20 protein-coding genes are annotated in these 22746 nt (G+C 36.8%); 13 read left to right on the top strand and 7 right to left on the bottom strand.

Going from position 1 to position 22746, the window contains the following annotated elements:
• Window positions 1-23: 23 nt before the first annotated feature.
• Window positions 24-587 carry a DUF5366 family protein gene (locus ACEVFT_RS21665; protein ID WP_342441363.1) on the top strand — a complete coding sequence of 188 codons (564 nt, stop codon included), beginning with the start codon at window positions 24-26 and terminating at the stop codon, window positions 585-587.
• Between the two features lie 518 nt (window positions 588-1105).
• Here ACEVFT_RS21665 and ACEVFT_RS21660 read toward each other — a convergent pair.
• A complete protein-coding gene (locus ACEVFT_RS21660; RefSeq protein ID WP_205445187.1) occupies window positions 1106-2956 on the bottom strand; it encodes a transglycosylase domain-containing protein in 1851 nt (616 codons plus the stop codon).
• Window positions 2957-3193: 237 nt separating this feature from the next.
• Between ACEVFT_RS21660 and ACEVFT_RS21655 the strand changes: the two genes are divergently transcribed.
• Complete coding sequence (locus ACEVFT_RS21655) at window positions 3194-3781, top strand: peptidylprolyl isomerase (protein WP_205445186.1); 588 nt, start codon at window positions 3194-3196, stop codon at window positions 3779-3781.
• A 22-nt stretch (window positions 3782-3803) separates the two neighbouring features.
• Window positions 3804-4016 carry a hypothetical protein gene (locus ACEVFT_RS21650; protein ID WP_205445184.1) on the top strand — a complete coding sequence of 71 codons (213 nt, stop codon included), beginning with the start codon at window positions 3804-3806 and terminating at the stop codon, window positions 4014-4016.
• A 48-nt stretch (window positions 4017-4064) separates the two neighbouring features.
• Here the strand turns inward: ACEVFT_RS21650 and ACEVFT_RS21645 are convergent, their stop codons facing one another.
• Together ACEVFT_RS21645 and ACEVFT_RS21640 are read right to left on the bottom strand one after the other, a co-directional pair.
• A complete protein-coding gene (locus tag ACEVFT_RS21645) occupies window positions 4065-5489 on the bottom strand; it encodes a magnesium transporter CorA family protein (RefSeq protein WP_393951276.1) in 1425 nt (474 codons plus the stop codon).
• 108 nt (window positions 5490-5597) lie between these two features.
• The gene (locus ACEVFT_RS21640) at window positions 5598-6770 is read right to left on the bottom strand and encodes a MalY/PatB family protein (RefSeq protein WP_393951275.1); all 1173 of its coding nucleotides are present in this window, start codon (window positions 6768-6770) and stop codon (window positions 5598-5600) included.
• Window positions 6771-6842: 72 nt separating this feature from the next.
• On the opposite strand from ACEVFT_RS21640, the gene ACEVFT_RS21635 reads away from it, so the two are divergent.
• Window positions 6843-7103: a DUF1871 family protein gene (locus ACEVFT_RS21635; RefSeq protein ID WP_004228396.1), complete on the top strand. Its 261-nt coding sequence runs from the start codon at window positions 6843-6845 to the stop codon at window positions 7101-7103.
• A 79-nt stretch (window positions 7104-7182) separates the two neighbouring features.
• Here the strand turns inward: ACEVFT_RS21635 and ACEVFT_RS21630 are convergent, their stop codons facing one another.
• Window positions 7183-8523, bottom strand: a complete 1341-nt coding sequence (locus ACEVFT_RS21630; RefSeq protein WP_393951274.1) for a sodium-dependent transporter — start codon at window positions 8521-8523, stop codon at window positions 7183-7185.
• Between the two features lie 200 nt (window positions 8524-8723).
• Between ACEVFT_RS21630 and ACEVFT_RS21625 the strand changes: the two genes are divergently transcribed.
• The 3 genes from ACEVFT_RS21625 to yugI all read left to right on the top strand — a co-directional run bounded on the left by ACEVFT_RS21625 (window position 8724) and on the right by yugI (window position 11364).
• Entirely contained in the window at window positions 8724-9272 is a 549-nt protein-coding gene (locus ACEVFT_RS21625) for an RNA polymerase sigma factor (RefSeq protein ID WP_205445177.1), read from the top strand.
• Window positions 9265-10902, top strand: coding sequence for a hypothetical protein (locus tag ACEVFT_RS21620; protein ID WP_393951272.1), 1638 nt, complete (start codon window positions 9265-9267; stop codon window positions 10900-10902). The genes ACEVFT_RS21625 and ACEVFT_RS21620 overlap by 8 nt, the downstream gene beginning before the upstream one ends.
• Before the next feature lie 84 nt (window positions 10903-10986).
• Window positions 10987-11364, top strand: a complete 378-nt coding sequence (gene yugI, locus ACEVFT_RS21615) for a S1 domain-containing post-transcriptional regulator GSP13 (protein ID WP_004228409.1) — start codon at window positions 10987-10989, stop codon at window positions 11362-11364.
• Between the two features lie 43 nt (window positions 11365-11407).
• Here the strand turns inward: yugI and ACEVFT_RS21610 are convergent, their stop codons facing one another.
• Window positions 11408-12715 carry an AAA-type ATPase lid domain-containing protein gene (locus ACEVFT_RS21610; protein WP_342441357.1) on the bottom strand — a complete coding sequence of 436 codons (1308 nt, stop codon included), beginning with the start codon at window positions 12713-12715 and terminating at the stop codon, window positions 11408-11410.
• Between the two features lie 145 nt (window positions 12716-12860).
• Between ACEVFT_RS21610 and pruA the strand changes: the two genes are divergently transcribed.
• The 5 genes from pruA to ACEVFT_RS21585 all read left to right on the top strand — a co-directional run bounded on the left by pruA (window position 12861) and on the right by ACEVFT_RS21585 (window position 19806).
• Window positions 12861-14405, top strand: coding sequence for an L-glutamate gamma-semialdehyde dehydrogenase (pruA, locus tag ACEVFT_RS21605; RefSeq protein ID WP_069480049.1), 1545 nt, complete (start codon window positions 12861-12863; stop codon window positions 14403-14405).
• Window positions 14406-14655: 250 nt separating this feature from the next.
• Window positions 14656-15849 (top strand): ornithine--oxo-acid transaminase, encoded by a 1194-nt coding sequence (locus ACEVFT_RS21600; protein ID WP_205445172.1) that lies wholly within the window; start codon window positions 14656-14658, stop codon window positions 15847-15849.
• Between the two features lie 83 nt (window positions 15850-15932).
• Window positions 15933-17177 carry a Glu/Leu/Phe/Val family dehydrogenase gene (locus tag ACEVFT_RS21595; protein WP_004233781.1) on the top strand — a complete coding sequence of 415 codons (1245 nt, stop codon included), beginning with the start codon at window positions 15933-15935 and terminating at the stop codon, window positions 17175-17177.
• Between the two features lie 370 nt (window positions 17178-17547).
• Window positions 17548-18711 carry an iron-containing alcohol dehydrogenase gene (locus ACEVFT_RS21590; RefSeq protein WP_393951271.1) on the top strand — a complete coding sequence of 388 codons (1164 nt, stop codon included), beginning with the start codon at window positions 17548-17550 and terminating at the stop codon, window positions 18709-18711.
• Between the two features lie 357 nt (window positions 18712-19068).
• A complete protein-coding gene (locus ACEVFT_RS21585) occupies window positions 19069-19806 on the top strand; it encodes a hypothetical protein (RefSeq protein WP_205445169.1) in 738 nt (245 codons plus the stop codon).
• Between the two features lie 53 nt (window positions 19807-19859).
• Here the strand turns inward: ACEVFT_RS21585 and ACEVFT_RS21580 are convergent, their stop codons facing one another.
• Together ACEVFT_RS21580 and ACEVFT_RS21575 are read right to left on the bottom strand one after the other, a co-directional pair.
• Complete coding sequence (locus ACEVFT_RS21580) at window positions 19860-20843, bottom strand: cation diffusion facilitator family transporter (RefSeq protein WP_205445167.1); 984 nt, start codon at window positions 20841-20843, stop codon at window positions 19860-19862.
• A gap of 14 nt (window positions 20844-20857) precedes the next feature.
• Window positions 20858-21580 (bottom strand): MgtC/SapB family protein, encoded by a 723-nt coding sequence (locus ACEVFT_RS21575; protein ID WP_205445165.1) that lies wholly within the window; start codon window positions 21578-21580, stop codon window positions 20858-20860.
• Between the two features lie 132 nt (window positions 21581-21712).
• Here ACEVFT_RS21575 and ACEVFT_RS21570 point away from each other — a divergent pair, with 132 nt between their 5' ends.
• Window positions 21713-22612, top strand: coding sequence for a DMT family transporter (locus ACEVFT_RS21570; protein WP_393951270.1), 900 nt, complete (start codon window positions 21713-21715; stop codon window positions 22610-22612).
• Window positions 22613-22746: the final 134 nt, after the last annotated feature.

The raw sequence follows: 22746 nt of genomic DNA, 5'->3' as shown, positions 1-22746 counted from the left end.
AAAATAGAGGAAAAAAATTTTTTATGAGGAACCCATATATCTATGGTTATCTACCATTAATTACAATTTTATTGTTTAGTTTGACATTTGGTATGTATGCTGTTGGTAAATCATTACAGATTTTTCAAGCCATCGGTGTGTATTCAGGTATGCGAGAGTTTTTATCTGATTTTGAATTACGTGTATTTTTACTCATTGTTTTTGCCATTGTTTTTTTTATGTTATTTTCGGCTCTTAAACTTGTAGGGGAAACCATTCATGAAGTAGGAATGCTGTTTTTTTCAAAGGATAACGAAGGAGCCACTGTAAGTCAGGCTCGTGGCGGCTATATAATCTTATTTGTAGGTGCCATGTGTTCCGCATTTGCCATCCAATTTATTTATGTTTTAATTGGTATCTTTGTGATAACGATATTTGCCTACTTTATTTATCTGATTTATAAAATGAGTCATTTTATATCAATGGGCGGCACAATCGGTCTATTAATCTTTGAGCTATTTATGTGGACGATTCTTTTAACGCTTGTTATTTATGTTGTGTTGAAACTATACAATGGTATTTTGGCAAGTTTGCCGTTTGCAAATTAATACATACTATTAAAAAGGTGATGTCAACAACGGCAGAAAAAGCAAGTTTGAAAGGCGAGAGGTTGATTTCCGTTCCACCAGCGTCCTTTCCAGAGGGCGTCAGCTGAGCCGCTTCACTCACTAACGTTGGTTCCAGGGTCCCGTCTGTGATGCTGTCTCTACTCCAATTAACCATTTTGCAAAAGTGTCTTTTCCTTTTCTTTCATACTAACAGTAGTAAAAAATGTGGAGAAGTGATTCGTGACATCACCTCTCCATAAAATGAGTAGTGAACATCTTCACTTTATTTGAAAACCTTTGCTAAATTTGTGGGGAGGAGTGGAAGGCTACTTGACTCCCGTGAGAAAGCGAGATAGGCAAGCCTCTAAACGAAGCGGCTCGGCGCTCGCCCACAGGAAAGTAAGTAGCCTGTAACGGAAATCCATTTTCACCTTTCACAAAAATTGTATAGATGGTTTTGTTTTTCAACACTATGAAAAGGTAGTAGTCTCAGCGACTACTACCTTTTGGTTATTTCACTACTCAAGCAAAATATTAAATAATTGATGGTGGATTTTGTATTCCTCTAATTGCTGCATCGATTGAGGTTTATCATATCCTAGCCAAACAGCGGCAGTATAATCATCATTGAGCCCCGCAAGCCAGTAGTCTCGATAGTCATTCGTTGTCCCTGTTTTTGCACCGACGTAGCTGCTGTTACTATAGACACCTTGACCCGTACCGTTTGCTACAACATCTGCAAGGAGTTCACGCATGTATTTTACTGTTTTAGGAGACCAGATCTGATCACGCTGTGTATCCCAACTATAAAGCTCTGTTCCATCTAAAGCTGTAACTTTTCGTATACTATGTGCAAGAACATAAGAGCCATCAATAAAGCTTGTATAAGCATCTGCTAGTTCTAATGCTGTCACACCATAGGTTAATCCTCCTAATGATGCGGCATAGTTATGATCTTTCTCTACAATGGAGCGGAAGTGAAAGCGATTAAGGTAGTCAAAGGCTGTTTCAACGCCAACTGTTTGAAAGAGACGCAGTGCAGATGTATTATAGCTGTGTCGAAAAGCAGTACGAATAGAAACATCACCATACGTATAGCCTCCATAGTTTTGGGGGCAAAAGGAGCCCACACAATAACGACCACCATTGACAATCGAATCAGGTGTATGGGATGTCGTTTCGAAAAATGGTGCATAGACTGCCATTGGCTTAAAGGCAGACCCTGGCTGACGTGTTCCTTGGAATGCACGATGAAAATCAAATTTTTCATAGTTCTTTCCTGCATACAGACTGACTATTTCTCTTGATTGGTTTTCAATGACCGCACCTGCTGCTTGCAATGGGCTAGCCTCAAGAATAGCTGACATTTTTTCCTCATCATGCTGCTGTTTAGTTGGATCAAGCGTCGTTTGAATGATGAGTCCATTTTGAAATAATGTATGAAGTCGATTATCTAATTGTACTTTAATGTTTTTCTTCTCTTCCTCATTAACTGTAATGCTTAGTCGATCCGCATAACCTTCTTTTTCTGCAACTAGCCATTTTAGCTCTTGAAGAACATAAGTGCTATACATTGGATAACTTTGAATTTTATCTTTCACATTTAATGTAATGGGAGTAGCTTTATTTTTTTTTGCCTCTTCCTCTGTAATCGCCCCATTTGCTGCAAGGGTATCTAACAATCGTTCCTGCCTCGCTTTAGTTTGATCAAAATTTTTTAAAGGATTGTAAAGGGAGGGGTTATTTGGGATAGCAGCAATGAAAGCTATTTCAGCAATAGATAATTCTTGGAGTGGCTTTTGAAAATAATAAGTGGCTGCTCCGCCAATGCCATAAACTTGATTGCTAAAATAGGATTCATTCAGGTACATTGTTAAAATGGCATCTTTATCAAATTCTTTTTCTAATTCATATGCATAAAAAAGCTCTGTCAATTTCCGTTCATATGTTTTTTCCTCAGATAAATAACGCATTCGAACAAGCTGTTGTGTGATGGTACTACCACCTTGAGAGGTGGTGTTACTATTTGAATTAGCTACAACCGCACGAATAATCGCACTTAAATCAAAGCCGATATGCTCATAAAAATCAGCATCCTCACTTGTGATGAATATTTCCTGGGCAATTTGTGGAATTTCTTGTAAACTTAGTGGCTGCCGCCATTCGACATATTCCTCACTAAATGTTTGCCCATTTCGATCAATAAGGGTAACAGGTAGCTGGGCTTCTACCTCAGGTAAATGTATAGCATTTGTCATTTGTTCTTCATGTGCTTGTGCTATATTGATTTCTGTTTTAATGTTTGTGCTAATCCACCATAAAGCAGGAAGGGATAAAACGATAATAAAAAAACCAAAAGCCTTTTTCATGTGTGCCTCCACTCTTTCTATAAATCCTTCATCAGAATAACATATTTTGGATTGATTCCAAATACTCGCTCGGACCTATTTACTTCGTTTTAAAAATGAATAGTAAAAGTGCAAAAATCGTCAATACTTTGAGGGAGAAAACCAATAAGAAGTATGTTAGACTAAAATGAGGTCAGAAAGGATGCACGGGCATCTTTTTCATTGAAACTGAAATTTATCATTAAAGGAGAGACTTCCATGTTTCCACAATTAACAACAGACGTACAAGCAGGCGAAGTGCTTGTAGAAATGAACACAACATTAGGTGCTGTCAAAATTAAATTATTCCCTGAGCACGCACCAAAAACGGTTGAGAACTTTTTAGGGCATGCTAAATCAGGCTACTATAACGGCATTGTTTTCCACCGTGTTATTCAAGACTTCATGATTCAGGGTGGCGACCCAACTGGTACTGGTATGGGCGGAGAATCAATTTGGGGTAATTCCTTTGAAGATGAGTTCTCAGATCAATTATTTAACCTACGTGGAGCGCTTTCAATGGCAAATGCAGGTCCAAATACAAATGGTTCTCAATTCTTTATTGTACAAATGAAGCACCTTCCAAGTGATATGCTTCGTCAATTACAAGGGGCAGGCTTCCCAGAAGAGATCATCGAAGCTTATGCTCAAAATGGTGGTACACCTTGGTTAGACCATAAACACACAGTATTCGGTCATGTTGTAGAAGGTATGGACATTGTGGATAAAATTGCGGATGTGGAAAAAGATTTCCGTGACAAACCATTAGAAGATGTGAAAATTGAGTCAATTACAGTCTTTGAATAATACTTATAAGGACGTGTAGAACATGCAAAACTTTATGTATCAATTTTTATATTTCCCAGAAGACAAATCAGGTTATATTCCAGCAGCATTTGAATTTTTAATTATGCTTATTTTATGTATTATCGTGTTTACGCTTTTCAGAAAAATTTCTAAGAAACAAGAATTGAAATCAAAAGAAATTGAAGCACGTATTCTAGCGGATAAGAAAAACACAAACAATCAACAGAATATCTAAAAAAAGGAATCTGCTTGCCACGGAGGGCGAGCAGATTCTTTTATTGTATTATTTTTTTAAGCGGCGAATACTATTTTGCAGTGTTTTGAGGATAGTGAAACAAACTAGTACGAGTGATAAGCCAATCCCACTCAATGCAGTAATAAAGGCTACCCATTCAAAGAGTGTATAACTACCGATGCTATCGAAATCACTGCTATCTTTCCAACCTTCAATGACTAAGTTCATACCGTAAATACCGGATACAACAGTAAAAACTGTTAAAATAAACAGTAAATTATTACTTCGATTATCATATTGGTCTTCTTGTATACGATACAAACTATCCAATGTTGCTTTAGTTTCCAGATAATGTTCATTTATACGGAAATACTTTCGCAGCATTTGAGAAATTTCTCTGCCTTCTGTTCTTACGATGACTTCTTCAAAATAATAGCGTGCAGAGAACTTTGTAATCAGCTCGATTAGTTCATTGATAACCTGCTTATCTTTGCCCCACTTTATTTCACTATACTCATAGGAAAGCTTTAAGAGCATCATTTTATAAAAATAATGAATGAACAAGTTGTAATAGTGCGTACCCATAAATTCTTGAATACTATGAGTACATTTGTCAAACGGCCTATTTGTAATTGTCATCTGTGCCTGTGACGAGGTGATAATATAACTATTAGGTGCCCAGCGTGTATGGGTGTGCTCTTGTACATAATTAGAGATATAGTGAGGATTCGTGCTAGAAATAAAGGGCTTGCCATCTGGTGTCCTACCATCAACTTGCCCTAATCGAAATAAATGCTCAGGTAATAGTTTAGCCTCTTCCTTAGCAATGAAATAAGCTGAGGCAAACATTCGCTCATCTTCAAAGAACGGTAAGCCTTCGTAGCTGTGGTCTTGTTGATGTAATAGAAAAGGCTGTAAATAAGGTATAAAATACTTAAATAATAATTCACTTGTAGAAGAACAATGACCAAATGAAAAATGATGACTGGCACCTTTCTCCTCTCGTAGCTTAGCCTCTAATACTCTAAAATAATGAACAAAATTTAATATATCACTTAGATCATGTGATTGATCTGTAATATTTGTTCTTACTGTTATAATGCCATTCCCAAAAGGACATAATGTCACATCGATACTCATTACTTCGTAATTATAATTGATTTGACTTTCTTGAAGATGTAAGGAACCTTGTGTATAAAATGCTTTCGAAAAACGAATAAAGTCAGGGCTATTCATTTCGTTTGGAAATAATTTATCCTCCAGAAAAGGATAGAAAAATTGAGCAAGCTCCTCATGTATAATCGTCATGTCACTGTAAAAGGCGTCTTCAAGAGATGTGTTTTTCAAGGTGAAAAAAGAAAAACCTTCCTTTAGTAGTACATCACCAATTTTTTGACGATTTTTTGTGGAATAGGCGAAAGGAAATAGGAATGTCATATAGGCACGTTTAATCGTTAATGGAACGATGTCCATGTAAAACACCTCTTTTAAAATCCAACTGATAAGAAACTTTTCCACAAAATTATGATTTTAAACATAAAAAGGCTATCTCCAAAAGTAGAGATAACCTTTCAACCATTTTTATTCTGCAAAGACCTTTTTAAAACGCTCGACTCCATCTTTCACAGTATCAAATGAACAAGCCAAATTCATTCGTAGGAAGCCACGACCTTCTTCTCCGTATTTTGTCCCTGGTTCTAGTGCCAGCTTGCCGATTTCTAGTAAGCGATTCATGATATCCTTCTCTTCAAGCGCTAGCTCTCGGTAATCAATCCAGATTAAATAAGTGGATTGAGGAATCGTAACACGAATGCCTGGAATCTGCTCTAATTCAGCTTTCACATAATCCATGTTAGCAGAAATATAAGGAAGTAATTCATCTAACCAAGGAGCTCCTTCTGTATAAGCAGCATGAAGGGCAACAGAGGCAAATGTATTTAATGAGCCTTGTCCACTCGCCATATTGATGGCCTCTAGCTGCAGGCGTTTTTTCTTATCTGTTACAATCATATATGATACTTGAATGCCTGCTAAGTTAAATGTTTTAGTAGGAGCCATACACGTAACAATGCGATTGATTTCATCCCCTGCAACTTTAGCTAAAGGTATATGCTTATCCCCATTGATCATTAAATCAGCATGGATTTCATCAGAAATAATGATGACATCGTATTTAGCACAAAGTCGTACAATTTCCTTTAAAGTAGCTTCATCCCATACATAGCCTCCTGGATTATGAGGGTTACAGAATATGTAGGCTTTCACATCTTGTGCTAAAGCCTGCTCGAAGGCTTCAAAATCATAGACAAACATTCCATCTTCTTCAACTAATGGGCAGCTTACAACTTCACGACCATTACTTTTTGGTATGTTAAAGAATGGCGGATAGACTGGTGGTGAAATGAGTACTTTGTCACCAGGATTAGTTAGTGCTACAATGCTGTTAGCTAATGCAGCGACCACGCCATTACAGAATAGGATGGCTTCTTTCTCAATGTGCCAGTCATGGCGAGTACTTTGCCAGTCTACAATGGACTGGATCGCTTCTTCGCTCATAAAACTATAGCCAAAAATAGTTTGTTCAGCATGTTGTTGTAAAGCCTTTGAAACAGCTGTAGGTGCAGCAAAATCCATATCAGCTACCCACATTGGCAAGATATCTGCCGCATTGTTTAGGCCATAAACCTTTTCCATTGCGTCCCATTTTACAGAGTTTGTACATCGACGTTTGATAGTTTGATCAAAAATAGACAAGCAAATCACTCTTTTCTTTTTTTTTTACTATGGTATCATACGAGTATGATCAAAGGATAATAGGTGAGTATTTTGGAAAATATTAAGATGAATCAAGCAGCTGTCCATCTGCTAGAGGAGTGGGATCCATTCCACTTAGGTCCAGACCATTATGATACAGAAACAGCAGATGTAGTAGCAGCCTTGCAAGGGATTGATGATCCATCGACACTTGCAAAAGTTATTCAAGAAACATATGAGCATTCGTTTGAGCAATGGATACCGTTTGAAGATTGTGTAGCCATTTCTTACAAACTAATTGCCATTAAATTTGAAGCGAAATGTATTATTTAAAATATTTTGCATATTCCTTATAAAAAAAGGGGTTGTCAATGGACAACCTCTTTTTTAATGGAATGATTGAGGTTAATACTTATTTAAATAAAGGTAAAATTCCCTGAATGAAAATGACTAAAATGGCGATTGGGGAGACGTAGCGAATTAAAATGTACCAAATATTAAACAGTAAGCTAGATGCAGCTAATTCCTTACGTGAAATATCCTTTGTATAATAATAACCTGCAAAAATTGAAATCAACAAAGCTCCTATCGGCATACCGATGCTATTGGTCATAAAATCAACAAAGTCAAAAATAGAGCGATCTAATATTTTTACATCGGATAATATACCAAATGAAAGGGCACTTGGAATACCAACGATGAAAATAATGATTCCACCAATCCAAGCAATCTTTCTACGTTTTTCTGATTTATCACCAATGGCGATAGCCACGACAATTTCTAACATGGAAATGGAAGAAGTCACTGTAGCAAAAAGTAACAGAATGAAGAAGATTGTTAAGAATAAGCCCCCAAGAGGTAACTGTTCGAATACAGCTGGCAAAATAATGAATACTAAGCCAGGCCCTTGATCGGGTGTATAGCCAAGTGCAAATACTGCTGGGAAAATAACAAGGCCCGCCAGTAAAGAAATAATAATATTCATGGATGCTACATTTATCGCAGAGTTACCAATCTTCTCTTTTTTAGACAAATAGGAAGCATATGTAATCATAACGGCAATACCTACACTTAATGAGAAGAAAGCTTGTCCTAAAGCCATTAAAAATGTTTCAGCATTAAAATAGGACCAATCGGGTACAAACATAAATTTAACGCCTTCCATGGCCCCGTCTAAAGTTAAAGAGCGGATAACTAGGACAATAAAGAATATAAAGAGGAGAGGCATCATCCATGTGCTGGCTTTTTCAATACCACCCTTAATACCTGCTGACACAATGACTACTGTTAATAACATAAATAGTCCCTGTACAAGAACGGCTTCAAATGGACTTGAAATAATCTTGCTAAATAAATCGGCGTAGTTGATGTCAGAGCCAGCATTCGTTAGCTTAAATGTAAGGGCACGACCCAAGTAGCTTAAAATCCATCCACCGACAACGCTGTAGAAGGATAAGATAAGGCCTGCGATCACCATACCGCCCCAGCCAATCAAATACCATGGCTTCCCTGGCGCTTGTTCCTTAAAGGAAGTGACAGCATCTTTTTGACCTCTACGACCAATCATGAACTCAGCAATGAGTACTGGTAAGCCAATAAAGAATGTACATAAAATAAATAATAAAATAAAGACACTACCGCCATTCGTACCTGCCATATAGGGGAATTTCCAAATGGCTCCCAGCCCTATAGCACTTCCTGCAGCAGCTAAAATAAACCCAATTTTAGTTGTAAATTGATCCCTCGATGACACGAAAATAAATCCTCCTTATACTAAAGTTTTATTTTACCTCAATATTCTCATAACACAAGCAAATATCAGAAAATTGATGATAGATCGGAAGACATTTGATGGAGTAAAAATATAGAATGATGACATATAAGGAAAGACATCTAATTTATGTAACAATTAGGCAGATTGCATCGTTCCATTAACAAAAAGGGGGGATAGCCATGATGGAGGTTGAATTAATAGCAAGGGCACAGCAAGGAGATAAAGAGGCCTATATCGAGCTTATCCGCAATCATCAACGAACCGTTGAAAAGTTTGCCTTTCAATGCGGTGTACATACGAATGATTTAGCTGATGTTTCGCAGGAGGTATTTGTCAAACTGTATCGCTTTTTACATCAATTTAAACAGGATCGATTTACAACGTGGCTCTATAAAATCACATTAAATGCTACTCGTGATTATTATCGTAAGGAACAGCGACAGCAGGCAAAAGAGGACAAGCTACATGCCCAGCAGCAAAAGACCTATTCATCTGCAGAAGAGAATGTTCTTTTGTTCGAAGAGGACAGGCATCTACACAGTGCCATTCAGGCCCTTGATGAAAAATACCGTTATCCTCTCGTGTTGTATTATTTCCACGAATTAAAATACGAAGAAATCGCTGAAGTCTTAAATATTTCACTATCGACGGTGAAAGTGCGATTATTACGTGCGAAGGAAAAGCTAAAGGCAGCATTAATGCAAGATGGGAGTGTTGAAAATGGATGATAAGCAATTTGATCAACGTATGGCACTACTAAAAAAATCCTATGATCGAATGGAATCACAGCTAGACCCACAACGAGTTCTTCAGCAAATTGAAGCTGAGGATAATGTAAGGGAGTCTCTAGAAAGTATGAATACGGTTCGAAAGCCTTCTGCAAGATGGCAAAAATCGGCTGTATGGATCGCAAGTATTGCCAGTGTGCTTTTGGTAGGTATTTTAATTTCGTCTTATATGTTCCATCCTTCAGCACTCGTTCATTCAGATGAAGAAAAATTAGAAAGCAACTATGAAGATTGGTTTTCTAGATTTCAAAAGATGTATCATGAAAAACGTGAAAAAACACGCCTTGAGCTCAATATACCTGAGGAAAATTTTAAGAAACTAACATTTGTTGTATCTGCTGATAATATATACAATGATAAAGCTAAAAATAAAAAAATAGTTTTAAATAGAATGGCTGATGATCCAAAATATTTAACACAATTAGAGCAAGAAATATTAGACTGTTTGCAAACACCTCGAGAACTGATAGAGCAAATAGGAACGTATGAAAAACCGATGTCATTTGCCGAATCTAGATATTTCTTTAGCATATATTACTACGCAACGAAAGATGTTTTGAAATATTATACAAATGAACTTTCTCAGTTTAATACGGTACTTTCACAAGCAAAGAAAGATTATCCTAAAGAACTAAATGAATTGATTGCAACGACCAAAAAACAATATTTCGAATTGTCACATGATGGGAATACCTATAGTTTTAAAACAAATCCTCTATTTATGAAAGATGCACCAATCTCTATTGACCGTCTTCATCCTGATATCTTGGGCTTGTTTAAATATTTGGCTATGGGCTCTTTATTCAATGGTGAGGACTTACGATTTTCTGTAGAAGAATCTGCTCGTATTTTAAAATTATATGAAAGAACATTAGTAAAAGACTTATCATCATCAGGACTTGATTTCCAATTACACAATTTAAAGAAAGAGTTTGAAAATACGTGGCTCGTACTTTTAAAAGGTACAGATGACAAAAATAGATACTCCCCCGAACATATAAAGCTATTAAATGATACGGTAAATGGGAAGTATGGAGACTCGATGCGCTTGACTGCACAATTTATCCTCGAAGAATTTAAGGGAAAAGGAACATTCAAAATAAGGGGAAAACTTACAACACAGGATATTGGGATGGCGCTTTCATATTTACGTAACGATGTCTATATGGAATCAGAAGATGGTTCGACAAGCTTACGAATTGATTACCGGTGGATTATCCAAACGGAAGGTTTATACAATGCGTATACGTCAAGCAAAGATGATATGATCCTAGATTCATTAAATCCAATGAACGTTGTAAGTCTATTCTTATATGCACAAGGAAAAGGAGATCAAGAAACAGCTAAACGGTTATTGTCTCAAGATGTAGATTTAAATAAAGTGGTTCAATTTGATGGTATGGAACATTTTACAGTTCTTTATGCCATAGATGCCTCTCAAACAACCATTAAAGCAGGTGTTAAGCCAGAATCAGTTCAGATGATTGGTCAGCATTTAACCTTCCAGTTAGGTACAGTGACTACAGGAAAAGGTGAAAAACGTTACATCATTACAGCCGTTTCCGAGTAAGGAGATTTTTTGCCCCGTATTTACACGTATGTTATAATTTAAGCGATATATACGTAGCAAACAAAAAGAAAGTGGGCAAAGGTTATGGTAAAAAAATATGAATTAGGAGACGTGTTGACCGGAAAAGTTACAGGTATTCAACCATATGGTGCATTTGTTGCGCTAGATGACAATACGCAAGGCCTTGTGCATATTTCGGAAATAACATACGGCTTTGTGAAGGACGTTAGTGAATTTTTAGCGGTTGGGCAAGAAGTAGAAGTCAAGATTCTTGAAATCGATGAAGAGGCCGAAAAAATTAGTTTATCGATGAGAGCGCTACAGGATCGCCCAGCAACAGTAAGAAAAAAAGATGCACCACCACGAAAATCATTGCAGGACCGTGTAGATGAATCGGATGCGAATGGTTTTAATTCCTTAAAAGATAAATTACAGGACTGGATTGAACAATCTGGTCAATAAAAAAACGAGGATGCTTTCGAATGAAGGTATCCTCGTTTTTTTGCTATTGTTTTTTTATTTTGCGGATTCGATATTGTAGGTTTTGTCTGCTCATACCAAGTGCATTCGCTGCCTTTGTAATATTGCCCTCATATAAATTTAAGACATTTTGCACATAATATGATTCGGCTTCACGCAAATAGGCATCGAGTGGCATGACATTGTGATTTTGATGGAACATAAAAAATTCGGGTTCACGATTGTTTGTATCTTGCTGCTGCACTTTGAAGCGGAAATGTAAAGGTAATAAATCTGAAGTAACAGTGGACTCCGTAGTCATAAATGAAACAATCTCATCCAGTAGTAGCTCAAGTTCCTTTAAATTGCCTGGCCAATCATATTGTAAAAATAATTCCTGTACATCTGGTGCAAGTTCAGTGACTTGGGAGGCAAAGCGTTCTCGATGTCGACTAAAATAATCATCGACAAATGGAAGAATATCTTCTTTTCGATCCGTTAAATTGGGAATGGTAATAGCCATTGTTGCAAAAAAATAATAAAGAGATTTAGACAGCTTTTTTTCGGCAATCAATGTAATAGGGTCACTGCCCACACTTCCAATTAGCATATATTTGGACTGTGGAAGCGAATGCAGTATATCTAAAAGCTGCTCTTGAATGTCTAAGCTTAAAAAATCGATACGTTCAAAGAAAAAGGTATAATCTTTATCTTCTTCTAATAGCTGTTGTAATTTATCAAGCACCGATTGAGCTGAACGGCGACTAACGAGTGTCACAAAGGCGTCAGGATCGGGGGAAGCTGCGTGGTGAATTCCTTCAGCTACTAAATCTTTCCCTGTGCCAGATTCGCCAATTAATAATACTGGTAATTTTACAGCGGCTGCTTTTTTAGCGTTTTCGATAACCTGCTTCATTGATTCAGAATCAGCTTTAATCATATCAAATGTTAATGGTTCATCGTAACGACGAAGGGGTTGATAAACAAGCTTTTCCAGCGAGGTAATATCACGTGCAAATTCGATTGCGCCAATTAGTTTACCTTCAACAAAAAGTGGAAAAGTATCATTGATTGTTGTAATTTCATGGCCATTTTTATTCCAGTAGGATTGTTTAACATTAATTTCTTTTTTTCCTGTTTGTAAAACACGCATTAATGTACTTTCGTGTTGTCGGAAGGAAAACATTTCAATAATGGAACGATCCGCAAGTTCATCAAAATGAAATCCTTCAATTTCTTTCATTTTTGTATTATAAATAATCGTTTTGCCAGATAGGTCTACTGCATGAATACCAACGGATACATTTGTTGCAATAAACTCATAAAAAGGTAGTAAAGGTTCAGAATTTTTCATAAAAATGTGCACCTCAAAAATTTTTTACTTGAAATATGCAACGAAATTTTGCATTATAATAAGTGTAAGGATATTTTATACGCAAAGATATTTTGCGTCAATGTTTTTTGCATACCCAAATACATTTCACAAGGGAGGATTAAGTATGATTCCATACAAACACGAACCATTCACAGATTTTTCACAAGAGGCAAACTACAATGCTTATGTAGAGGCTTTAAATAAAGTTGAAGGTTACTTAGGTCAAGACTACCCACTAATTATTGGTGGCGAGCGCATTACAACGGAAGATAAAATCGTTTCGTACAATCCTGCAAAGAAAACAGAAGTCATTGGTCGCGTTTCGAAGGCAAGCAAAGACTTAGCTGAAAAAGCAATGCAAGCGGCAGATGAAACATTTAAAACTTGGAAAAAAGTTGATCCAGCGATTCGTGCGGACGTTTTATTCAAAGCAGCAGCGATTATCCGTCGTCGTAAACATGAATTCTCTGCTTTATTAACAAAAGAAGCTGGGAAACCATGGGCAGAGGCAGATGCAGATACAGCGGAAGCAATCGACTTCTTGGAATACTATGGTCGCCAAATGCTACGCATTAAAAACGGTCAACCAGTAGAAAGCCGTCCAGGTGAGTACAACCGTTATGACTATATTCCACTAGGAATTGGTATCGTCATTTCTCCTTGGAACTTCCCATTTGCAATTATGGCTGGTACAACAGTAGCAGCTTTAGTAACAGGGAACACAGTTTTATTAAAACCAGCTTCAACAACTCCAGTTGTGGCGTATAAATTTATCGAAGTATTAGAAGAAGCAGGTCTTCCAGCAGGTGCAGTGAACTTCGTACCAGGTTCTGGTGCTGAAGTAGGTGACTACTTAGTTGATCATCCAAAAACACGCTTCATCAGCTTCACAGGTTCACGTGATGTCGGCTTACGTATCAACCAACGTGCATCTGTGTTAAATGACGGTCAAATTTGGATTAAACGAGTTATCGCTGAAATGGGCGGTAAAGATACAATCGTAGTCGATAAAGAAGCAGATTTAGAATTAGCTGCACAATCGATCGTGAAATCAGCATTTGGCTTCTCTGGTCAAAAATGTTCAGCATGTTCTCGTGCTGTTATCGTAGAAGATGTGTATGACCAAGTGGTGAACCGTGTAGAAGAGTTAACAAACGCTTTAACAGTGGGTGACCCAACTGATTTCAGCAACTTTATGGCAACAGTAATCGACCAAGCAGCATTCAATAAAATTACAGAGTACATCGAAATCGGTAAAGGCGAAGGTCGTCTAGTAGCTGGTGGTACAGCAGATGATTCAGTCGGTTACTTCGTACAACCAACTGTCTTCGCGGACGTAGAGCCTTCTGCTCGTATTATGAAAGAAGAAATCTTCGGACCAGTCGTAGCGATTGCAAAAGCAAAAGATTTCGACCACGCGATTGAAATTGCAAACGATACAGAATACGGTTTAACAGGCGCTGTTATCACAACTAACCGTGTGAACCTAGAAAAAGCGCGTGAAGAATTCCATGTAGGAAACCTTTACTTCAACCGTGGCTGTACAGGTGCAATCGTTGGTTACCAACCATTCGGTGGCTTTAACATGTCAGGTACAGATTCAAAAGCAGGTGGCCCAGACTACCTACAACTGCATATGCAAGCAAAAACAACATCAGAAATGCTTTAATTTTCACATTGACGTGAGGGCTATTCAAAGTAAGTAGAAATTGAGGCATTTTGAATGAATTTGTGACACTTCTCTAGGTAACGCTACACTGGCTAAAACCGTAGACATCCATGACGTAGTTTACCTTGGAGAAGTTAGCAAATTTATCGTTTGAATTGTTGTTAAATTCTTAATCATTCTACTTATAGTGATACATAGTCCCTTTCTATTAAAAGTTTTTCATCATGATTTAGTAAGGAGAGAATAGGATATGACAAAAACTCAACAAGTTATTGAACAAACACAAAATTTTGGTGCAGCAAACTATCATCCACTGCCAATCGTTATTTCAGAGGCTGAGGGTGCTTGGGTTAAAGATCCAGAAGGCAACAAATATTTAGATATGTTATCAGCTTATTCAGCTGTAAACCAAGGACACCGTCACCCAAAAATTATCGCTGCTTTAAAAGAGCAAGCTGATAAAGTAACATTAACTTCACGTGCTTTCTACAGTGAAAACCTTGGAGAATGGTATGAGCTAGTAGGGAAATTAACAAATAAAGAAATGGTATTACCAATGAATACTGGTGCTGAAGCAGTAGAAACTGCGTTTAAAGCAGCTCGCCGTTGGGCATATGATGTAAAAGGCGTAGAAGAGGGTAAGGCTGAAGTTATTGCATGTAATGGTAACTTCCATGGTCGTACAATGCTAGCTGTATCTTTATCTTCTGATGAAGAATACCGTCGTGGTTTTGGTCCAATGCTACCAAACGTTAAATTAGTAGATTACGGTAATCTTGAAGCTTTAAAAGCTGCTATTACACCAAACACTGCTGCATTTTTAATTGAACCAATTCAAGGCGAAGCTGGTATCGTAATTCCAACAGAAGGCTTCTTAAAAGCAGCTCGTGAACTTTGCCGTGAAAACAATGTACTATTCATTGCTGACGAAATTCAAGCTGGTTTAGCACGTACAGGTAAAATGTTTGCTTGTGATTGGGAAGAAGTAGAACCAGATATGTATATCTTAGGTAAAGCACTAGGTGGCGGCGTATTCCCAATTTCTTGTGTGGCTGCAAACCGTAGCATTTTAGGTGTATTCAACCCAGGTTCACATGGTTCAACTTTCGGAGGTAATCCTTTAGCTTGTGCAGTTTCAATTGCATCTATTAAAGTTTTATTAGATGAAAAATTAGCAGAGCGTTCACACGAACTTGGTGAATACTTCAAAGGTAAATTAAAAGAAATTAACAACCCTGTTATTAAGGATGTACGTGGTCGCGGTTTATTTATCGGTATGGAGCTAACGGAAGCAGCTCGTCCATACTGTGAAAAACTTAAAGAATTAGGTCTATTATGTAAAGAAACACATGATACAGTAATTCGTTTTGCCCCACCACTTGTTATTTCTCAAGAGGATTTAGATTGGTCAATTGAACAAATTGAAAAAGTATTTAAACTTTAACAAAATGTTCACATTTTAATTCGGAAGTATGTTACAATGATGCCGATAACTATCATTAAAAAAAACAAAGAGGCGATTTAATAATGTCTGAAAACTTAAATCTTTTCACATCAACTCAAGATGTCATTCAAGATGCTCTAAATAAACTTGGCTATGATGAAGCAATGTATGAATTACTAAAGGAACCGCTTCGCATGCTACAAGTACGCATTCCAGTGAAAATGGATGATGGTACAACAAAAGTATTTACAGGTTACCGCGCACAACATAATGATGCTGTAGGACCAACTAAAGGTGGGGTTCGTTTCCACCCGCAAGTGTCTGAGGAGGAAGTTAAAGCGCTTTCAATGTGGATGACATTGAAATGTGGTATTGTCGATCTACCTTACGGTGGTGGTAAAGGCGGTGTCATTTGTGATCCTCGTCAAATGTCTATGGGCGAAATTGAACGCTTAAGCCGTGGTTATGTACGTGCAGTAAGTCAAATCGTGGGGCCAACAAAAGATATTCCTGCGCCAGATGTATTTACAAATGCACAAATTATGGCATGGATGATGGATGAATACAGCCGCATGGATGAATTCAACTCCCCAGGCTTCATCACTGGGAAGCCACTAGTACTTGGTGGTTCTCAAGGTCGTGACCGTGCGACTGCACAAGGTGTTACAATCGTAATCGAAGAAGCAGCTAAAAAACGTGGTATTGATATTAAAGGTGCTCGTGTTGTTATTCAAGGATTTGGTAACGCAGGTAGCTTCCTTGCGAAATTCATGCATGACTTAGGTGCAAAAGTAATCGGTATTTCAGATGCTTATGGTGCCCTTCATGATCCTGAAGGTTTAGATATCGACTATTTATTAGATCGTCGTGATAGCTTCGGAACAGTAACTACTTTATTTGAAAACACAATTTCAAACAAAGAATTATTAGAGCTTGATTGTGACATTTTAGTGCCAGCTGCCATTGAAAATCAAATTACAGCTGACAATGCACACAATGTTAAAGCAAATATCGTAGTAGAAGCAGCAAACGGTCCTACAACTGCTGAAGCAACTAAAATCTTAACAGAGCGTGGCATTTTACTTGTACCAGACGTATTAGCCTCTGCTGGTGGTGTGACAGTTTCTTACTTCGAATGGGTACAAAATAACCAAGGTTATTATTGGACAGAAGAAGAAGTGGAAGAACGTCTATACAAAAAAATGGTTGAAGCATTTGACAATGTTTATACAACAGCTACAACACGTAACATCAATATGCGCTTAGCGGCTTACATGGTAGGTGTTCGCCGTACTGCAGAAGCTTCACGCTTCCGTGGATGGGTTTAAGTAATCAAAAGATAAGATAATGAGTCATTCCTAAATTAATGGGATGACTCATTTTTTTCATTTTTATTCGATTGAATAAGGTGGTCTAGGCGCTGTTCTAATAGCATCTTTTTTTCTTTCCTTATTTTTTGGATTTTAAAAAATCTTAGCAGAAAAAAGCCCAAAATAATAGTTACAGCAGCAATCATAATAATAAGCATGTGCAAAATTTCCTTTTATTTTATGTATTAAATAGTACTATACAACTATTGCCTGAACAAAATCTGAACAGTTTGATAAAACCTTTAGAAATAGCAAAGTGTTGCAGCGTTTAATCTTTGCTTTCTCTAGCGTAATTATGAGAAAATCCAACTAGAAAGGGGCGAATTAGATGGATTCATTTACTTTTTTTAACCCAGTGAAACTACATTTTGGTGAGGACGCACTGGAAAAATTACCGAAAGAATTAGAGCAATTTGGAAACAAGGTTTTAGTTGTATATGGTGGCGGAAGCATTAAAGCGAATGGTGTATACAATGCTGTTATAGAGAAATTACAACAGGCGGATAAAACGATTTTTGAATTAAGCGGTGTAGAGCCAAATCCACGAGTAGAAACAGCTAGACGTGGTATTGAACTATGCAAAACAGAAGGAATTGACTTAGTTCTGGCTGTTGGTGGTGGTTCAGTAATCGATTGTTCTAAATTAATCGTTGCTGGTGCAAAATATGATGGCGATGCTTGGGATATCGTGACACGTAAAGTGTTAGTAGAACAGGCCTTACCACTAGGAACAGTGTTAACACTTGCTGCTACAGGCTCTGAAATGAATGCTGGATCGGTGATTACAAACGCTGCTACAGAAGAAAAACTAAGTTGGGGTAGCCCAGCAGCCTTCCCAAAATTTTCAATACTAAATCCAGCATATACAGTGACTGTACCTAAAAACCACACTGTCTATGGAATTGTTGATATGATGTCACATGTATTTGAGCAATATTTCCATAACACAACGAATACCCCAATTACAGACGAAATGTGTGAAGGTGTATTGCGAACGGTTATTACGACAGCTCCAAAATTAGTAGAGGACCTAGAAAATACGCAGTTACGTGAAACCATTTTATTAGCAGGGACAATTGGTTTAAATGGATTCTTATCCATTGGTTCTCGCGGGGATTGGGCATCCCATAATATTGAACATGCTGTATCGGCTGTATATGATATTCCACATGCGGGTGGTTTAGCAATTCTTCAACCACATTGGATGCGTCTAAGTGTACCAGTAAATCCTGCGCGTTTTGCAGGTATAGCAACACGTGTATTTGGAGTCGATGCAACTGGTAAGACAGTTGAAGAGGTTGCTTACGAAGGAATTGATTGTTTATCTGCATTTTGGACATCATTAGGAGCGCCTAATCGTTTAGCTGATTACGATATTGATGATTCGAAATTCCAACAGATTGTTGATCATGCTATGCAAAATGGACCTTTTGGAAACTTTAATAAATTGCAAGAGCAAGATGTAAGAACTATTTTACAAAATTCTCTTTAAACATAAAGTATGAGGCTATGTTGATAGCCTCATACTTTTTTATTGCAAGGTTAAGAAAAATTAACGATAAATGTTGAATTTTGTCGTAGAAGTTTCTTTAGTCCTGCAATATAATAAAATAGATAGATAATAAAAGGGTTAAAAATATATTTTTCTTTGTTTTAAGTGAGAAAAGTCACGTTTTTTATTGAGTCATTCAACCTATATTGTCGATTGTTTTACTATAAGGCGATTTTTGAATGATAGAAACGAACAGTTTTTTGTCGTAATCACTCAACTGATATGTCGATGTTCAGAAGTTGTTCAGTCACCTTTATTAAAATAATTACAATATTAAACAAAGAGGAGAGGGATCAAATGTTGAAACAATTGCTAGAGGACCGTATTGTTACATTAAGTTGTGTAGAAATGCCATTTCAGCAGCATGTATATAAAATGCAGAATTGTGTAGAAGTATTGGGAATTGAAGCGAAATCATTGCAAATTGAAAATGATAAAATAATCACTGGATACATTGTAGATCAAAGTATATTTTTTAAAAGCTTACGTTTTGGGCAAACGAATATTATTTTTTCGGATGGTGTAAATAAAGCAATTGTACAATTATTTGTTCGTCCTTCTGGAGAAATTGTTGTAGAAGTTAAGCCGTATTTGGGGGGTGCTGAAATTGTTCCTGTTTATTATCGAACGATTTTAGCAGATACAGCTATTGCAATTGATTTAAAAGGTGCTTTAAAACATTATTTGGTAGCCCATCAATTCATGAATATAGAAGATTCAATTGCTGAAGTACATTATCAATCCATGCATCCGAATGTATTAAAGGATTCTTTTGCAGGAAATTTCGTGTTGGGTTGTCATGTGGATGGCAGAAACATTCTAAATGCCGAAGAATATGCGTTAGCCAACCGTCAAGCTTCTCTACAATTTTCAAAAATCGTTATTCAACAGAATGGTAAAAGAAAAACGATTGCTTGTAACAAATTACTTACATTCATGATTACAAACCATGTCTTTGTAGGTTATGAGGATATTCCTAATTATCTAAATGAAGTAAAAATTAATGACGGACGAGATTATTTAAAACTAGTATAATAAATAGCCAACTGCCTGAAATACGGCAATTGGCTATTTGTCTTTATAAAGTATTAAATGGAGTTATTTGGCTTTTCACCAACATGTATCCAGCTTGTTTTACCATCATCTTCGTCGAATAATATAGCTACTTTCGATACCCCTTTTTGGCTTAAGATGACTTCTGTTAAATGATCGCGAACATCGTCTAAAAAAGCTAGCGATAAAAGGGGATCAGCTTCAGCTACTAGTTCTACATGTAAAAACTCCCCTTCTTTAACCACTTCAAGACGCATAATATCTTTTATGTTCGGATCATCCATTACAAGGTGAGCGATATGGTTTAACATTTCCTCATCCGTTTCACCAATGACGCCACGTGCATTATCGAGGAACACCTTACCAACTACATAAAACATCATGGCTCCGATTATCATCGAAACTAGTCCTTCTATTCGACCCCAACCTGTAAAATAAGCAATTAAAATAGCTGCAAAGGCTAAGAAGTTACCCGCAGTAGCAACTAAATCTTCCATAAAAACTAATTTTGTTGCCGGTTTTGCTCGATTTAAATAAGAGAATGCTTTTGGAATCGCTGCGATACCTGCCTTTTCTTGACCTGCTTCATGTAGTACTTCTGCAGCCGCTTTAGCTAGCACGGTTCCTTCTAAAACAATCCCTATGAATAGTACTCCTAGGGCAATCAGTATCCCACTAGACTCACCAGCAGGATGAATAAAATGATGCCAACCTTCTTTTATTGTTTCATAAGAAAGTATAGCTACAATAATAACAGCAAAGAGACATACTAAGTTGACAATACGGCCAAAGCCACTGGGAAATTGTTTTGTAGGTGCCTTTTTAGAAAGAGCTGAGCCTATATACACAAATAATTGGTTAGCTGCATCCCCTAGAGAGTGCATCATTTCTGCAAACATGGCAACATTACCTGTAAAGAAAAAGGCGATCCCTTTAATAATCCCTAAAAAGGCATTTACACATGCAGCCATTAGAGAGGGTTTATTGCCGTCTTTTAGTAGTTTTAATAGTTCTGCCATAAAAAATCCTCCAACTAGTTTAAAATTTCCATTTCGATTTTTTCTATATAAGATAGTGCTCGTAATGAACGATAAAATGACAACAAATTATCAGAGACAATTAAGGATAGACGTAAATCTAATTCATGTAAAACACTATCATTTTTTAAAGGTACATCTTTGATGCGTATGTTTTCGATGATAATGTTGTTGTCCTTTAAAAATAATAGAAACGATTCTGTATGATTGTCATCATCAATTTGAACTTTTAATAAAATTTCTCGCATACGAATTCGCTTTGGCCCGATTTTCATAAGGAAAGGCGAGAGTACTTCAATACCAAAAACAATGATCACAACAGCTAATGTTGCATCCATGTAAAATCCCGCACCAACTGCAATCCCGATACCAGCGGCTCCCCAGATCATGGCAGCAGTTGTTAAACCCGTAATGCTGTCATTACCGCGTCTTAGAATGACTCCTGCACCAAGAAAGCCAATTCCGCTAACAATTTGTGCAGCTAAACGAAGAGGGTCCATCGTAATATTGATATCTTCTCTAGCAGGGGTTGAGTAGGCTGTCTCAATGGAGATGATCGTTAATAAGCAGCTGAAAGTAGCAATAACTAAACTTGTTTTTAATCCCACTGGTTTTTTCTTTAATTCCCTTTCGATACCGATTACTAAACTTAATGTGGCTGCAATAACTAATTTTATGCCAACTTCATATGTAATCATATTTTCCAATAATGTTTCCATACACAACCCTCCATTGATATTTCGTATTGCTAAGAGATATGCAAACTGTCATTATTATATGTGCATCACTTTTTTGTATTGTACAACATGAAGTGAGGACATATAAGTATTTTTTCAGGGAGGTGGGGTTTTATGGAGCAGCCTAAAATTCATCCATACATCCCGATAGTTATTGGTGTAATTTCAGTATCTATGTCAGCTATTTTTGTGAAACTAGCATCGGCGGAAGCGGGCATTATCGCATTTTATCGCATGTTATTTTCTGTTTTAATAATGGCACCATTGTTTTTGAGAGGATATACAAAGGAGTTAACTACTTTAAATAGACGTGATTGGCTATTTTCTTCAGTTGCGGGGATTTTTTTAGCATTTCATTTTATATTATGGTTTGAATCACTTAACTATACTTCAGTAGCAAGTTCTACAGTTTTAGTAACACTACAACCCTTGTTTGCATTTGTGGGAACATACTTTTTCTTTAAAGAGAAAATAACGATGAAAACAATCGTTGCAGGATCAATTGCCATAATAGGAAGTGTTTTAATTAGTTGGGGTGATTTTAAAGTAAGTGGAACAGCCTTTTATGGAGATATACTAGCACTCATTGCTTGTGCCCTAGCGACAGCATATTTTCTATTAGGACAGGATGTACGAAAGAGATTATCTTTAGTGACCTATACAATGGTTGTATATGTTGTGAGTACCATTACTTTATTTATATATGTATTGGTTAAAGGGGAATCTTTTGGTCCATACTCTTCGATGGATTGGTTATGGTTTATCTTATTAGCATTAATACCAAATTTACTTGGTCATACTTTGTTTAATTGGTCTATTAAATATGTTAGTACGAATGTTGTTTCAATTGCTATATTATTTGAGCCTGTAGGAGCCGCTCTTTTAGCCTTGTTGATATTTAAAGAGTATTTAATCATGACACAAATCATTGGTGGATTGATTGTATTAGCAGGAATTCTATTGTTTATAATAGATATTAAAAAGATTTTTAATTTTTTTACGAAAAATGCTTGATTTTTAAAATGCTATATTATATATTATTACTTGTCCTTAACAAGAAGGAACGCTTGAAAAGAAAGTTTTAAAAAAGTTGTTGACTTCTTGTTGTGAATGAGATATGATAATAAAGTCGCTGAAAACGACTTTAA

The sequence above is a fragment of the Lysinibacillus sp. PWR01 genome (assembly GCF_043359455.1).
GTDB lineage: Bacteria > Bacillota > Bacilli > Bacillales_A > Planococcaceae > Lysinibacillus > Lysinibacillus fusiformis_F.
Note: the sequence above shows the minus strand (reverse complement) of the source record. Positions and strands in the feature narration are given on the sequence as shown.

Bases quoted from the DNA above. Each gene is read 5' to 3' on its own strand.
- ACEVFT_RS21585 (WP_205445169.1), top strand. From the start codon at position 19,069: ATGTTGAAACAATTGCTAGAGGACCGTATTGTTACATTAAGTTGTGTA.
- ACEVFT_RS21570 (WP_393951270.1), top strand. From the start codon at position 21,713: ATGGAGCAGCCTAAAATTCATCCATACATCCCGATAGTTATTGGTGTA.
- ACEVFT_RS21645 (WP_393951276.1), bottom strand. From the start codon at position 5,489: ATGGACATCGTTCCATTAACGATTAAACGTGCCTATATGACATTCCTA.
- ACEVFT_RS21655 (WP_205445186.1), top strand. From the start codon at position 3,194: ATGTTTCCACAATTAACAACAGACGTACAAGCAGGCGAAGTGCTTGTA.
- pruA (WP_069480049.1), top strand. From the start codon at position 12,861: ATGATTCCATACAAACACGAACCATTCACAGATTTTTCACAAGAGGCA.
- ACEVFT_RS21650 (WP_205445184.1), top strand. From the start codon at position 3,804: ATGCAAAACTTTATGTATCAATTTTTATATTTCCCAGAAGACAAATCA.
- ACEVFT_RS21590 (WP_393951271.1), top strand. From the start codon at position 17,548: ATGGATTCATTTACTTTTTTTAACCCAGTGAAACTACATTTTGGTGAG.
- ACEVFT_RS21600 (WP_205445172.1), top strand. From the start codon at position 14,656: ATGACAAAAACTCAACAAGTTATTGAACAAACACAAAATTTTGGTGCA.
- ACEVFT_RS21610 (WP_342441357.1), bottom strand. From the start codon at position 12,715: ATGAAAAATTCTGAACCTTTACTACCTTTTTATGAGTTTATTGCAACA.
- ACEVFT_RS21665 (WP_342441363.1), top strand. From the start codon at position 24: ATGAGGAACCCATATATCTATGGTTATCTACCATTAATTACAATTTTA.
- ACEVFT_RS21580 (WP_205445167.1), bottom strand. From the start codon at position 20,843: ATGGCAGAACTATTAAAACTACTAAAAGACGGCAATAAACCCTCTCTA.
- ACEVFT_RS21575 (WP_205445165.1), bottom strand. From the start codon at position 21,580: ATGGAAACATTATTGGAAAATATGATTACATATGAAGTTGGCATAAAA.
- ACEVFT_RS21595 (WP_004233781.1), top strand. From the start codon at position 15,933: ATGTCTGAAAACTTAAATCTTTTCACATCAACTCAAGATGTCATTCAA.
- ACEVFT_RS21620 (WP_393951272.1), top strand. From the start codon at position 9,265: ATGGATGATAAGCAATTTGATCAACGTATGGCACTACTAAAAAAATCC.
- ACEVFT_RS21660 (WP_205445187.1), bottom strand. From the start codon at position 2,956: ATGAAAAAGGCTTTTGGTTTTTTTATTATCGTTTTATCCCTTCCTGCT.
- yugI (WP_004228409.1), top strand. From the start codon at position 10,987: ATGGTAAAAAAATATGAATTAGGAGACGTGTTGACCGGAAAAGTTACA.
- ACEVFT_RS21625 (WP_205445177.1), top strand. From the start codon at position 8,724: ATGATGGAGGTTGAATTAATAGCAAGGGCACAGCAAGGAGATAAAGAG.